Genomic DNA, 13,902 nt, shown 5'->3' with positions numbered 1-13,902 from the left:
ACCCGCCGGCGCCGGACCGCACGCACCCCCCGTTCCTCCGACGCGGCGACACGGTGGCCCTGGTCGCCCCCGCCGGACCGGTGGACGACCGCGAGACGGCACGGGCCCGGGCCCTGCTGGAGCGCTGGGGCCTCAGACCCCGCACCACCCCCCGGCTCTCCGCGACCCACGGCGACTACCTGGCCGGTTCCGACGAGACGCGCCTCGCCGACTTCACCGAGGCGTGGCTCGACCCCGCGGTGCGCGCGGTCCTCTGCGTACGCGGCGGATACGGGACCCAGCGCATCGCCGACCGGCTCGACCACCGTCGCCTCGCGGCAGCGGGCCCCAAGTTCCTCGTCGGCTCCAGCGACATCACCTGCCTCCACCAGGCCATGGGGGAGGCGCTCGGACTGGTGACGCTGCACGCCCCCATGCCCGCGTGCCGTCCCGTCCACGTCGACGAGGCCACCGCCGCATCCCTGCGCGCCGCCCTCTTCGGGGCCGCCCCGCGCTCCCTCGCCCTGCACGGACCCGTCCTCGCCCCCGGACGCGCCGAAGGCATCCTCACCGGCGGCAACCTCACCGTGCTCGCCTCGTCGCTCGGGACCGCCACCGCGCCCGTCTCGGAGGGCCGGATCCTCCTCATCGAGGAAGTCGGCGAGGAACCGTACCGCCTGGACCGGGCCCTGACGCAGCTCCGACGGGCCGGCGTCCTGCGGGGAGCGGCCGGTGTCGTCCTCGGGGACTTCACCGACTGCGGCCCACCCGACCGGGTCGAGGCCGTGCTGCGCGAGCGCCTGTCCGACCTCGGCGTCCCCGTGGCGGCCGGACTGGCCGCCGGACACGGACCGCGCCAGCTGACCCTGCCCCTGGGGGCGCGCGCCGTACTCGACACGGCCCTGCGCCGCGTCACCCTCCCTCCGCACGAAAGGAGCACGGCATGACGCGCGTCCTCGTCTCCGCCGACATGGAAGGCGTCACCGGCGTCACCTGCCCCGACGACGTCGAACCGGGCACCGCCTCCTGGGAGCGCATGCGCCCCCTGTTCACCGGCGACGTCAACGCCGTCGTCGACGGCCTCCTCGCCGGCGGCGCCGACGACGTGCTGGTCAACGACGCCCACTACACACAGCGCAACCTCCTCCTCGAAGCCCTCGACCCCCGGGCCCGCCTGCTCACCGGCCGCCACAAGCCGCTCGGCATGATGGCCGGGATCGAGCTGGCCGACGCCGTCGTCTTCCTCGGCTACCACACGGGCGCCGGCCAGCAGGGAGTCCTCTCGCACACCTACCTCGGCACCGGGCTGACCGGCTTCCGCATCGACGGCGAACCGGCCGACGAGGGCCGCATGAACGCGCTGATCGCCGAGGAACACGGCGTCCCCGTCGTCCTCGTCACCGGCGACGACCTCACCTGCCGGGCGGCGGGAACCTGGGCCCCCGACGCCCTCGTGGTCGCGGTCAAGGAATGCGTCAGCCGGTACGCCGCCGTCTGCCTCCCGCCCGCCCGGAGCGCCGAACTGCTGCGGGCCCGGGCCGCCGAGGCCGCCTCCCGCCTCCTCCGGCATCCCGTCCGGCGCACACGCGCGGACGCCGCCGACCCGGCGCGGAGGCGCGGCGCTCCCGACAGGTCCCACCGCTTCGAACTCGATTTCCACGCACCCCATCTGGCGGCAGCGGTTCTCGCCGTCCCCACCGTCGAAGCCAACGGTCCGCGCGGCATCGCCTTCACCGCGGCGGACGCGACCACCGCCGCCCGCACCTTCAAGGTGTGCACGACCGTCGCCGGCGCGGCGATGGAGGACCACTTCGGCTGACCGCCGCCCCGCCCCGCCCCCCGCCCGCACCGCACTCGTGGAGCAGCTCGTGAACGCCACCCGACCGCCCGGCCTGCACGACGGACACGCCGACGACGTCGCCGCACTCTGCTCGGACCTCCTGCGCATCGACACCGCCAACCCGGGAGACGGGACGGGGCCCGGTGAGCGCCTGGCCGCCGAGTACGTCGCCGAAGCCCTGGACGCCGCCGGTGTCCGCGCCGTCCTCACCGAACCGCGCCCCCGCCGCACCAGCGTCCTGGCCCGGATCGACGGCGAGGACCCCGGCCTGCCCCCGCTGCTCGTCCACGGGCACCTCGACACCGTGCCCGCCGAGCCCCGCGACTGGACCCTGCACCCGCTCTCCGGAGACCTCCGCCACGGCTGCCTGTGGGGACGGGGAGCGGTCGACATGAAGGGGACCCTCGCGATGACCCTCGCCCTGGTGCGCGCCTGGGCCCGCACCGGACAGCGGCCGCGCCGTGACCTGGTCCTCGCCTTCCTCGCGGACGAGGAGTCGACCGGGGCGTACGGCTCACGGCACGTCACGACCGCCCACCGGGACCACTTCACCGGCGTCGAGGAGGCGATCAGCGAGTCCGGCGGCTTCTCGATCACGGCGAGGAGGAGTTCCTGCACCGGCCCGGACGCGCGCGTGTACCCCATCGCCGTCGGAGAGCGCGGTACGGCCTGGATGCGGCTCACCGCCCACGGCACGGCCGGGCACGGCTCGGGCCCCGGGGCGGACAACGCGGTCGCCGAACTGGTCCGCGCCCTCTCCCGGCTGGCCGACCACCGCTGGCCCGCCCGCCTCACGCCCGCCGTCACCGCCCTGCTCGACGCCCTCGACCGCACACTCGGCTTCCGCATCGACCGCACCCGACTGGAGGAGGAGGCGAGCCGCCTCGGCCGGCTGGGCGAGCTGTTCGACTGCACCGTCCGCAACACCGCCCACCCCACCGTGCTCACCGCGGGCGGCAAGGTCAACGTCATCCCCTCGCACGCCCACGCCGAGGTGGACGGCCGCTTCCTCCCCGGCGAACGCGACGCCTTCCTGGAGACCGTGGACCGCCTCCTCGGCCCGAAGGTGACCCGCGAGTTCATCCATTGCGAAGAGGCCGTCGCCGCGGATCACGAAGGGCCGGCCTTCGGCGCGATGGCCGCGGCGCTCCGCGACCAGGACCCCCACGCGCGCCCGGTGCCGTTCGTCCAGTCGGGCGGAACCGACGCCAAGGCCTTCGCCCGGATCGGCATCGCCACCTACGGGTTCGCACCCCTCCTGCTCGACCCCCATCTGCACTACTTCGGCATGTTCCACGGCGTGGACGAGCGCGTGCCCGTGTCCGGTCTCGGATTCGGCGTCCGCGTCCTCCACCGGTTCCTGACCACCTACTGAGCCACGTTCCGAAGGGCGAACGAGCATGCACCTTCCTCCGCACCTGTGGCCGGCCACGACCACCGGCGGCCCCGACGGCCTGACGATCGGCGGGGTACCCCTGAGCGCCCTGGCCGAGGAGTTCGGCACACCGGCCTTCGTCCTCGACGAGGACGACTTCCGCGCCCGCTGCCGGACCTGGCGCACCGCCTTCGCCGGCCACGACGTCTTCTACGCGGCCAAGGCCTTCCTCTGCCACCAGGTCGCCGTCTGGCTGAGGGAGGAGGGACTGGGCATCGACGTGTGCTCCGCGGGTGAACTGCGCACCGCGCGGCGCGCCGGAGTGCCGGGGGCCTCCCTCATCCTCCACGGCAACAACAAGTCCGCGTCCGAACTGGCCGAGGCCGTCGACTACGGCGTCTCGCTCGTCGTCGTCGACTCCGACGACGAGATCACCCGGCTGTCCGAGATCGCCACCCGGCGGGGCAGGCGCCAGGACGTCCTCGTCCGCGTCACACCGGGCGTCGAGGCGCACACCCACGCGCACATCACCACCGGCACCGACGACCAGAAGTTCGGCTTCCCGCTCTCCACCGGCAGCGCCCACCGCGCCGTCGCCCGCGTCGTCGGCGCACCCGGCCTGGAACTCGTCGGCCTGCACAGCCACCTCGGCTCCCAGATCCTGCGCCCGGACGTCTTCACGACGGCCGCCGACCGGCTCGTCGCCCTGATGGCCGACACCGCCCGTACACACGGAGTGCTGCTGCGGCGCCTCGACCTCGGCGGGGGCCTCGGCATCGCCTACCTTCCCGAGGACGAGCCCCTGGAGGTGCGCGACCTCGCGCCCGTCCTCGTCGAACGGGTCCACAAGGCGTGCGCCGACGCGGGCGTCCCCATGCCGCGGCTCGCCGTCGAACCCGGGCGGGCGATCGCGGGGCCCACCACGGTGACGCTGTACACCGTGGGCACCGTCAAGCGTCGGCGCGGCCTGCGCACCTGGGTGTCCGTCGACGGCGGCCTCAGCGACAACCCGCGCCCGGCCCTCTACGGCGCCCGCTACACGGCCCGCCTCGCCGCCCGGACGACGGCGAGGGGCGCCGACGAGACGGTGACGGTCTGCGGCCGGCACTGCGAGTCCGGCGACGTCGTCGTGGAATCGGTCCGCCTGCCGTCCGACCTCGCGGTCGGCGACCTCCTCGCCGTACCGGCCTGCGGCGCCTACCACCGCTCCATGGCGAACAACTACAACGCCCAGCCCCGGCCGCCCGTCGTCGCCGTGCGCGACGGCGCGGCGCGCCTCGTCGTCCGCGGGGAGACGCTCGACGACGTCCTGCGGCTGGACGTCCCGTGACCCGCCTCCCGGGCGGGCCCCCCGGCGCCGCCCGTCCGAGCCACGCCCCGCCCCCACCGTCGAGGAAGGAACCCATGGCGCACCAGGAGAAGGTCGAGACCGTACTGGGACGGGCGGTGATCCAGGGCCTCCTCGGCGAGGGCCGGCCCGTCGCCGGCTTCGTCGACGTCCAGGGGGTACGGGACGGCGTCGCCGCCCTGCACAAGGCCTTCGCCCACGTACCGGACGTGCTGCACGCCTTCGCGGTCAAGGCGGCCCCCCTCGTCCCCGTCCTGCGCCTGCTCGCGGACGCCGGCATGGGGTGCGAGACGGCGAGCCCGGGGGAGACCCGGCTGGCACTCGCCGCGGGGTTCGCACCCGACCGCATCGTCCTGGACTCACCGGCCAAGACGCGCACCGAGATCCGCGAGGCACTCGCCCTGGGCATCGCGCTGAACGCGGACAACCTCGCCGAACTCGAACGCGTCGACGCCCTGCGCCCCGCCGGCTCCCGTTCCGTCATCGGCCTGCGCGTCAACCCGCAGGTCGGCGGCGGCACCATCGCCGCGATGAGCACGGCGACGGCACACTCCAAATTCGGGGTCGCCCTGGGCGACCCGGGCGCCCGGGCCCGGGTGCTGGACGCCTTCCTGAGGCGTCCCTGGCTCACCCGCCTGCACGCCCACGTCGGCTCGCAGGGGTGCCCGCTGCCGCTGATCGCCCGGGGCCTCGCCGCGCTGCACGGGCTCGCCGAGGAGATCAACGCCCACGTGGGCGCACGCCAGGTCACCAGTCTCGACCTGGGCGGCGGACTGCCCGTCAACTTCCGCGACGACACGGTCACGCCGACGTTCGAGGAGTACGTCCGGGCACTCACCGACGTGGAACCCGCCCTGTTCGACGGCCGGTACCAGCTGGTCACGGAGTTCGGACGGTCGCTGCTCGCCAAGAACGGCTTCACCGCCGCCGTGGTCGAGTACGTCAAGGAGGCGGGCGGCCGGAGGATCGCGGTCACCCACGCCGGAGCACAGGTGGCCACCCGTACGGTGTTCATGCCCGACGCGTGGCCGGTGAGGATCACGGCCCACGGTCCGGACGGCCGCCCGAAGACCACCCCCGCGGTGCCGCAGGACGTCGCGGGCCCGCTCTGCTTCGCCGGGGACGTCGTGGCGCACGGGCGTCTCCTGCCGGAACTCTCGGAGGGCGACGTGGTGGTGCTGCACGACACCGGCGCCTACTACTTCTCCGCCCCCTGGGCGTACAACAGCCTTCCCCGGCCGGGAGTCCACGGCTTCCTCCACCGGGACGGCGGTGTCGAGCTGGCACCCGTGCGGACGCCGCAGACGCTCGGGGAGGTGGTCGAGGAGAGCGGCGCGCCCCACGCGACGGCGCTCCTGACGGGGTTCGGTTCCTGACGGGGCCCGGCCCGTCCGCGTGCCGCCCACGGGTGGGCGCACCCGGCCGGGGGGCCGGGTGCGGGGAAGACCGCCGCGTCAGCCCGGCCGGTAGGTCCCCACGCTCCACTCGTGGCCCTCGGGGTCGAGTACGCGGGCGCGTCGCGTGCCCCACTCCGTCGCCTCCGGCTCGATCACCGGGACCCCGCCCGCGGACACCGCGTGGAAGTACCACTGGTCGACCGCCGAAGGGGAGGGGAGACAGAGGTACAGTCCGCTCCCCGTGCTGGTGCCGTGCAGGGCGGGCCTGCTGTAGGCGGCATGGGCACCGGCCACCATCACGACCACGTTCCCGAGACGGAGCTCGGCGTGGAGGAGGGAACCGTCCTCACCGTCCTGCCGCCGCACGACCTCGAAGCCGACGCCGGAGAACCAGGCGAGGGCGGCTTCGGTGTCCTCGTAGCCGAGGTAGGCGTGGAGGTCCGCGGCCGCGGTGTCGTCCGAAGGGCGCGCGACCCCGGCGCCCCTGCTCGCCCGAGCTGTGTTCATGGTGACCTCCTCCTCAGCCGGTGACCGTTCTTCCCCTCTGCAGCGGTCCGCGGATGAGGAACGGGCCCGGATCGTCACACCGCCCGCCCGCCGGGCGCGCGGCGATGCACGGACGATGCGACTCGCCGCCGGGGCCGGCCCGGGGACCCGGGGGCCTGATCGTCGTCGCCGCGCCGATCGGCGCCTTCGCCTTCGGCATCCGGGGCGCGGGGCGGCGTTTCCAGCGGCGGCTCCGGAAGCGGGGGCACCGGTCACGGTGACCGAGCGCCTGGCCGTCCCGTCCCGTACGGCTCCGTCAGCTGTTGCGCCGGGCGACGGAGCCGTCGAGAGCCGTCGCGAAGGCGCACCACACCGCGTAGGGCACCAGGGCGCGGGCCGCCGTGGGGTCGACGCGGCCGGTACGACGTATCAGCGCGACGTTGCTGACGTCCAGCAGGAGCGTGGCGGCGAGCCCGGCGCGGGGGCTCCTGCAGCCGAAGAACAGCCAGGTCCAGCTCGCGTTGAGCGCCAGGTTCACTCCGAACCGTGCCGCGAGGCGCCCCCGCTCGGGGCCTTTCGCGACGCGGAGGGCCCGTCCCGCCGCGAAGGCCAGCGACACGTACAACGGAGTCCACACCACGCCGAACGCCCACGGCGGCGGCTGCCACGGCGGCTTGTCCAGGCCGCGGTACCAGGAACTCTCCGGATCGACGGGAACCGCGCCCACCGCGGCCGCGGCGGCGACCGCCGCAGCGGCCGCCGCGTAATGCCTCCCTCGCCCGTCCGCCCCGGGCGTCCGGTACGCGTCGCTCGTCAGTCTCATCGCTCCACCTTCGCCCGTCGTGGCGCCCCGGTCGGCGCGGCCGACGGCGGCGGAGCCTCTGGCCGCGCCGCCGGTAGGCCCCGTGCCGTGCACCGGGGCGTGTGCCCCGATCCCGCCGAGGGACACCGTGCTCGCCGAGGGACACCGTGCTCGCCGAGGGCAGGGAAACGCCAGGCGCGAACGGGCCCGGGGACCAACCGGGCGGCTTCCCGGTTCCTTCACGAAGCATCGCCCTCGGGCTGCGGAGATTCGACCAGGAACAGTTCGTCCACGTAACACCAGCCCCAGCCCTCGCCCGGGTCGAGGGAGAGCACCACCGGATGCCCGGTCGCCGCGTGGTGCGCATGGCCGTGGCGCCCCCGGGAGCTGTCGCAGCATCCGACGTGCCCGCACGTGGCGCACCAGCGCAGCCTCGACCAGGACCAGCCCAGGGCGAGGCACTCCGCGCAGCCCGCGCCGACGGGACCGGCCGGCCGGCCCACGCCGGAGAGGTGCTCACAGCGGCGGTCGTACGGACGCCCGGGGTCGGGCGCCACCGTCCACGACGCCCCGCCTCCCGTGACGTTCTCCCTGCGGTTCCCGTCTGCCCCGCCTGCCTTCACGACCCTGTCACCTCGCTCTTCGGATCGGATTCGTGCTCTTCCTCTTCGGACCGGAAAGTGCCGGTGGATGCGGACCCGTCCCCGACCGCACCAGGGCGACCGCCAGGGCCGGCGACGGTCGAAACCGTCCGCTGTCCCCGTGCCCGGTGGCGATTCCGCGCGTCGGCCCGGGTAAGGCCCCACCGGCGACTGCACCGACCGGATCACCGGCTACGATCCCGGAATCCGGCCCACCGGCAGTCGAAACCGTCGTCCCCGCCCACGCGATGACCACCGTCCTGTCCGGTACTCGCACCTACGCCCCCGCTCGCACCCCGACCGGCAAGCCCCTGGCCACCGCTCTGCCGGCCTGCCGCTCGGCCTGCTGGTGTTCCTGGGGGCGCTGGAGCGAGTGGGTGCACTCGGCGGGGGAGGACGATGCGGCGTTCGAAAGCGCGGGTCTTGGTGCGCAGGGTAGTCAGGCTCCTGGTGCGGATGCGCTGGGGGGTGATGCCGGCCGTGCCGCCGCCGAGGGCGGGGTGCGGGGCAGGTCGTCTTGGTGGACGGCGTGCTCCAGGGCGGACTTGAGGACCGAGCGGACGCAGGTGGCGGTCAGCGGCGACAGGCGCTTGTCGCAGCGCTGGCCGATGGCGCGGCAGGAGCGACGGCCGGTGTCCCGTGCCTGTGTACAGCAGCTCAGTGGTTCCCTGCGATCCGACGAAATCACCGGGTGGGGGAGAGGTGTGCGCGGCGGGGGCACCGGCTCCGTGGGGCAGGCCGGCGGGCCCGCCGCTGCGTGGTCGTGGGCGGCCGGGGGTCACGGGGCCGTCGGTCCGGTGGTGAAGAACGCCGTCATCTCCTCCAGGCCCTGCGGGCCGAACATCGTCTCCAGGCTCCGGGCGGAGTCGGCGGCGGAGGCTTCGCTGCGGGGGAAGAGGGCTTTCTCGTAGGCGGTCAGAGCCGCCTCGGTGTCGCCGGGGTGGGCGGCGATGGCCGAGGCGAGTTCGGCGCCGTCGAGCATGGCGAGGTTCGCGCCCTCGCCGGCGAAGGGCGACATCACGTGGGCGGCGTCACCGAGCAGGGTCACGCCCGGCACCCGGTCCCAGCGGTGGCCCACCGGCAGGGCGTGGATACGGCGCGGGGTCATGGTGTCCGCGTCGGCGATCAGGTCGCGCAGGGACTCGTCCCAGCCCTCGAAGCGGGCGAGAACGGCCTGCTTGGCGGCCTGCGGGTCGGTGAAATCGACCGTGTCCAGCCAGTCTTCGTCCGCTTTGAGGGCGGTGTAGACGTGGATGCTGCCGTCGGTCTCCTTGTGGGCGAGGAAGCCGCGTTCGTCGCCGAGGCAGACGAAGAACCCGCCGCCGACGACGGCCGCGCTGCGCGGGTGGCGGATCTCGGCCTCCAGCAGGTCGGTCTCCACGAAGGAGATGCCGGTGTAGGCGGGCACGGCGTCGGAGAGCAGGGGACGTACGCGCGACCAGGCGCCGTCGGCGCCGATCAGCAGGTCGGTCGTGATGGCGGAGCCGTCGGCGAAGGTCACCTCGTGGCGTCCGCCGTCCAGAGCGCGGACGCCGGTGACCTTCCTGCCCCAGTGGACCGTGCCGGCCGGGACGGAGTCGAGGAGCAGGTCGCGCAGGTCGCCGCGGTCGACCTCGGGGCGGCCGCCGGTGCCGTCGTCCTCTTCCGCGACGTGGACGGTGCCGTCGGGGCCGAGCAGGCGCAGGGCCTGGCCGCCCTCGTGGATGATCTTGAGGAAGTCGTCGTGGAGTCCGGCGGCGTGCAGGGCCTTCTGGCCGTTCTCCTCGTGGATGTCGAGCATGCCGCCCTGGGTGCGGGCCTCCCGCGACGGCTCCAGTTCGAAGACGGCCGCCTCGATGCCGTGGACGGAGAGGACACGGGCGGCGGTGAGGCCGCCGAGGCCTCCGCCGATGATCGCGAGGGGGTGGTGCGTGCTCATGGGGGCCTCCTGGAGGTGGGGGACGGTGCCGCGGCCGCCCTCGGCGACCCGCCCTTCCACCGTAACGAACATGTTCGTGACGAACAAGTTCTTCCATGGGTGTGCTGCGCCCCTTCCGTGCGACCTCGGCGCGGACCGTCCGTCCGAAGCGGAAATCCGCGAGAGTTCAGCCGGTGGGGTCCGGGACGGGGGTGTGGACGATCCCGTTGATCACGACGTCGAAGCCCCAGGACAGCCGAGCGTCCTGGGTGCCGGACAGGAGTGCCGGCAGGTGCGCCTTGATCGTCGGATGTTCGGCCTCGTCCACTCCGTGCGCGGCACGGGCGAGCGCGTCCCAGTCGTCCTGGCTCATCGGGTCGCGTTCCTGCGTGCCGTGCTCCGCCGCGGTCGCGGTCGCGTACTGCAGGAGGCTGTCCACGCCCCAGGCGACCTGCTCCCGTGGGGCGCCGCTGCGGGAGAGCAGCAGCAGAAGGCGTTCGACCAGGTCGAGGTAGTTCGCGCCGCTGGGGCGCGCGACCAGGGCGGAGCGGGCCAGCTGCGGGTGCTCGAAGAGCAGACGGGTGTAGGAGGTGAGGACCGCGACGAGGTCCTCGCGCCAGCCGATCCCGGGCCGGTCGGCGGGCAGCTCCACCTCGCCCAGGAGCGCGTCCAGCACCGCCGCGTGCAGCTCGGCGGTGTGGGACACGTAGACGTAGAGCGAGGCCGGGCCGGTGTCCAGCTCCTGGGCCAGGCGCCGCATGGTCACCTTCTCCAGCCCCTCGGACCGCATGACCCGCACCGCCGCATCGACGATCCCCCGCCGCGTCAGGGCCGGCTTCGCGGGGCGCTCGCGCCGGCTGATGGGTTCTCGCTTCGCAGTCATGCCCCGATCGTAACGAACGCGTTCGTCATCCAGAGGGGTGCGGGATCACGCTTCACCCCGTAAACCCCGCTGCGGCGCCCTGAGCGGGCTCCTTCGCCGCCGGAGCACCCGGCCGGTACACCCGCCAGGCCACCGGCCAGGCAAGGGCGCACACCGCCAGTGCCACCGACACCACGGTGCCGAACCCCTCCGGGTCCCCCGCCCCCGGGGCCACCGCCAGAACACCCACGACCACCAGTGCCGGCCCGACCGCCCCCAAGGCCCAGCCCGCGCCCCGGCCGGACACCAGCGCGCACACCAGCGCCGTGACAAGGATCAGCGCCAGCACGCCGGCCAGCAGCAGCCGGCCGGGCTGCGGCATCGCTTCACCGGCCTGCTCCACCGCCCGGCCCAGCGCCGCCGCGAGCGCCGCCACCGCCCCGGCGAACAAGCAGTGCAGCAACAGCACCAGCCGCACCGGCAACGCCCGCGGCGCCAGCAGCGGCAACCCGTACGCACCGGTGCGCAACGCCAGCGACCAGACCAGCACCAGGATCACGAACACCCCGGCACCGACCGCGCGCACCCCGCCGTCCCACGGCTCCTCGCTCGCCGCGGACACCGACTGCACCAGCCCCTCACCCAGCACGATCAGCACGAAGAGCCCGAGCCGCTCCGCCAGGTGCCCGACATCGGCGGCCACGACCTGCGGCTTCCTCCGCATCCTGCTCCGGACGCGGTCGACCCGCGCGCGGGCCTCCTCGGACGGCAGGGCGCCGCCGCGCCGTTCCTCACGCCGCAACCAGTGCTCCGCCCGCTCCTCCGCACGCTCCTCCGCACGGGCCCACTTCTGGTCGATCTCGACCTGGAGCGCCTCGCGGCTGACGCGCACCATGACCGCCATGTCGATCAGCAGTCCCGCCGCCCACAGCCACAGGCGGGCTTCCCCGTGCACCCACAGCGACACCACCCACGGCGCGAGGCCGGCCCCCAGCTGGAGGATCGGCAGATCCGCGACCACCTGCCCGCGTCCGCTCCGTGCCCGGGACGCGATGAGCCGCACCACGATGTAGGCGAGGGCGAAGGCGCGTGCCTTCCCGTCGGAATCATGAACTCCCGGCACGGCGGCCGCCATCACCGCCATTCCGAACATCGCCGTGATGACCGCCGCGACGCGCGTCCGCTCCCCCGCCACGTTCCCGTACATGGTCGACATCACCCAGGCGAACCAGAAGGCCAGGAACAGCACCGCGTACCGACCCAGTGACGTCCCGCTCGGCCCCGTGTGCAGCAGGTGCGCCAATTGCCCCACCCCCGCGACCGCGATCAGGTCGAAGAACAACTCCAGCCACGAGGCATGCCGCTCACCCGCCCCCGACTCGGAACCGGACCCGGAACCGCCACTCACCGAAGTAGACATAGCGGAATTATGATCACCAAACAGGTCGTTCGTGGCGCAGTGCACCTGGTTCGCCGCCTCCCGCACCGACGCCACCCGCCGGGCGAACCGGGCTCGCCCCAGGCAGCAACAACTCACGAGCTGGTGCGTGCTCGACGGTGATGCGTTTCGATGAGGGCGGGCGCCGGGCCTCTTCTCTGCCGACCTGCACGGGGGAGGGGGGCGATCTTGTCCGGTTTTCCGGGCGGTGTGAGCGCCTGGCCGGGGTGGTCGCGGCGGAGGGCCGGACCTCTGCCGTCCAGCAGTACTTCCACATCCGGGAAGTACCGGAGCGGATCCCGATGCCTTCGCTGCGCGTGGCGGTCGCCTCGTGCATCCGCCCCTGCCGCAGGGCATCGGGCCAGAGCGTGCGGCCCTGGTGGTCGGCGATGGCGGTGGCCTTCATGCTGTTCTGCTTCTTCTCGCCCGAGACGAACGCCCGGCGTCCGCCGCGGCCGGCCAGGGGCGGGCGGACCCGGACCTCGGTGGCGTCCAGCCGCAGCTCGGCGCCTTCGGCCCGGGTGTGGGCGAACACCTCCGCCAGGGTGTCCGCAGCCGCAGGCCCGGACGGCCGGGGACCGCTCACGCCGCCCTTCAGGACGGACGCCCCACCCGCTGTCACGCACCGGCTCGTTGGCGCATCGTCGCGGTACCGCCGCCGGGGAAGGCGTAGGAGGCGGCCCGGTTCCCCGCCCGACTGGCATCGTCGAGGAGGCCGGATCAGATCGACGTGAGCTCCAGCGTGCCGACGGGGAGGTAGAGGCTGGAGACCGTCCCGAGACCGAGGGTGCACAGGGTGATGTCGGTCGACGGTCCGGTGTAGTTGACTACGACGGTGTCGCCGGCGAACACGCCGGCGGTGACGACTCCGGTGGCGGTGACGGTGTAGACCCCGCCGGCCGCGACCCTGGTGTAGTTGGTGCTCAACGTGCTGGTCTGCCCGGTGTTCCAGGTGATCGTGTACGTGAACGTGCCGGGGCCGAGCAGGTCGGCGCAGCTGGTCGTCGTCGTCACGGATGCGGTGCGCGTCCCGGAGGTGATCGCCGGTTGCGACGGTGAGACGCAGGGGCCGTAGAGAGCGGTGGTCGAGACGGTCACGGTCTGGGGTGCGGCGGTGAGTGCGGGGCTGTAGCTGTTGAGGACGCTCGTCGGCGGGGCGCACGTCAGGTCCAGCACCCCCGCGCTGGCCGGTGGTGCCAGGAAGGCGACCGAGCCGACCCACAGGAACAAGGTCGCAACGACGGCTCTCAGTGCACGTCTCATGTCCGACTCCTCCACTCGGTCGCACCCCGTCGAGCCCGGCGCGGCACGGCACCGGCCGACGGCCGGCCTTCGTGATCTCCCGCCCGGCTGGGCGAGAGCCGACCCACCAAGCGGGCTCGCTCACCCTCCGCCCCGGCACGGGCGGAGCACTCGGCCGGACCGGGCGATGGTCGTGGTCACCAGCCGGTCTGCAAGCCCCTGTGGCGAACAGGGAGCGGGCTCACGCGCCCACCGGAACACGGCGCCTGTGCTCCGCCGGCCCCGTCCGTCCGAACGGCCTCGAACGACCAGGCTTCCGCTCTGTCCACCTTGGGGGAGAGTCCCAGAATCCCCGTGCTTGTCAACACCCGGGGCGCTCGCCCCCCTCGGCAGATCCTGTTCGGCCCCGCGCCCCGGTCACGTCGAAGCTGTCGCGCGACCGATGCCGGTCGTCCGTCGGCGTCACCGGCATCGCCCCCGCTCTCCCCGCGGATGGGCGGGCGGGGGGGCCCCCCCCCCGCAACCCGCCCCCCACCCGCCCCCCCGCGGCGGGTGTTAAGCGGGGGGGGGGGGCCGCCCGCCCAAAACGCGAGCA

At 73.9% G+C, this 13,902-nt stretch carries 13 protein-coding genes; 5 read left to right on the top strand and 8 right to left on the bottom strand.

What is annotated here, in order from left to right; translation table 11 throughout:
- Positions 1–53 precede the first annotated feature (53 nt).
- From ACFW6A_RS37615 to ACFW6A_RS37595, 5 genes are all read left to right on the top strand, one after another.
- Positions 54–926 carry an LD-carboxypeptidase gene (locus ACFW6A_RS37615; RefSeq protein WP_386483445.1) on the top strand — a complete coding sequence of 291 codons (873 nt, stop codon included), beginning with the start codon at positions 54–56 and terminating at the stop codon, positions 924–926.
- Complete coding sequence (locus ACFW6A_RS37610) at positions 923–1,798, top strand: M55 family metallopeptidase (RefSeq protein WP_351854117.1); 876 nt, start codon at positions 923–925, stop codon at positions 1,796–1,798. Before ACFW6A_RS37615 ends, ACFW6A_RS37610 begins: the two co-directional genes overlap by 4 nt.
- Before the next feature lie 49 nt (positions 1,799–1,847).
- A complete protein-coding gene (locus tag ACFW6A_RS37605) occupies positions 1,848–3,194 on the top strand; it encodes a M20/M25/M40 family metallo-hydrolase (RefSeq protein WP_351854119.1) in 1,347 nt (448 codons plus the stop codon).
- 25 nt (positions 3,195–3,219) lie between these two features.
- The gene (gene lysA, locus ACFW6A_RS37600) at positions 3,220–4,524 is read left to right on the top strand and encodes a diaminopimelate decarboxylase (protein ID WP_386646341.1); all 1,305 of its coding nucleotides are present in this window, start codon (positions 3,220–3,222) and stop codon (positions 4,522–4,524) included.
- Positions 4,525–4,598: 74 nt separating this feature from the next.
- On the top strand, positions 4,599–5,918 hold the full coding sequence (locus ACFW6A_RS37595) for a diaminopimelate decarboxylase (protein ID WP_386646338.1): 1,320 nt from the start codon (positions 4,599–4,601) through the stop codon (positions 5,916–5,918).
- 78 nt (positions 5,919–5,996) lie between these two features.
- Here the strand turns inward: ACFW6A_RS37595 and ACFW6A_RS37590 are convergent, their stop codons facing one another.
- From ACFW6A_RS37590 to ACFW6A_RS37555, 8 genes are all read right to left on the bottom strand, one after another.
- Positions 5,997–6,446 carry a VOC family protein gene (locus ACFW6A_RS37590; RefSeq protein ID WP_386646335.1) on the bottom strand — a complete coding sequence of 150 codons (450 nt, stop codon included), beginning with the start codon at positions 6,444–6,446 and terminating at the stop codon, positions 5,997–5,999.
- Between the two features lie 295 nt (positions 6,447–6,741).
- Entirely contained in the window at positions 6,742–7,248 is a 507-nt protein-coding gene (locus tag ACFW6A_RS37585; RefSeq protein WP_386646332.1) for a TspO/MBR family protein, read from the bottom strand.
- A 218-nt stretch (positions 7,249–7,466) separates the two neighbouring features.
- Positions 7,467–7,850, bottom strand: a complete 384-nt coding sequence (locus tag ACFW6A_RS37580) for a UBP-type zinc finger domain-containing protein (protein ID WP_351854134.1) — start codon at positions 7,848–7,850, stop codon at positions 7,467–7,469.
- A 796-nt stretch (positions 7,851–8,646) separates the two neighbouring features.
- Entirely contained in the window at positions 8,647–9,786 is a 1,140-nt protein-coding gene (locus ACFW6A_RS37575) for an FAD-dependent oxidoreductase (protein WP_386646329.1), read from the bottom strand.
- A 166-nt stretch (positions 9,787–9,952) separates the two neighbouring features.
- The gene (locus ACFW6A_RS37570; protein ID WP_351854140.1) at positions 9,953–10,648 is read right to left on the bottom strand and encodes a TetR/AcrR family transcriptional regulator; all 696 of its coding nucleotides are present in this window, start codon (positions 10,646–10,648) and stop codon (positions 9,953–9,955) included.
- Positions 10,649–10,700: 52 nt separating this feature from the next.
- Positions 10,701–12,047, bottom strand: coding sequence for a low temperature requirement protein A (locus ACFW6A_RS37565; RefSeq protein ID WP_386646326.1), 1,347 nt, complete (start codon positions 12,045–12,047; stop codon positions 10,701–10,703).
- Positions 12,048–12,060: 13 nt separating this feature from the next.
- A complete protein-coding gene (locus ACFW6A_RS37560; RefSeq protein ID WP_386646323.1) occupies positions 12,061–12,600 on the bottom strand; it encodes a transposase family protein in 540 nt (179 codons plus the stop codon).
- Between the two features lie 185 nt (positions 12,601–12,785).
- Complete coding sequence (locus tag ACFW6A_RS37555) at positions 12,786–13,328, bottom strand: hypothetical protein (RefSeq protein ID WP_386646320.1); 543 nt, start codon at positions 13,326–13,328, stop codon at positions 12,786–12,788.
- Positions 13,329–13,902 lie beyond the last annotated feature (574 nt).

Origin of the sequence: Streptomyces sp. NPDC058758 (assembly GCF_042746075.1) — a bacterium.
Classification (GTDB): domain Bacteria; phylum Actinomycetota; class Actinomycetes; order Streptomycetales; family Streptomycetaceae; genus Streptomyces.
This window is presented reverse-complemented; position numbering and strand designations above follow the sequence as displayed.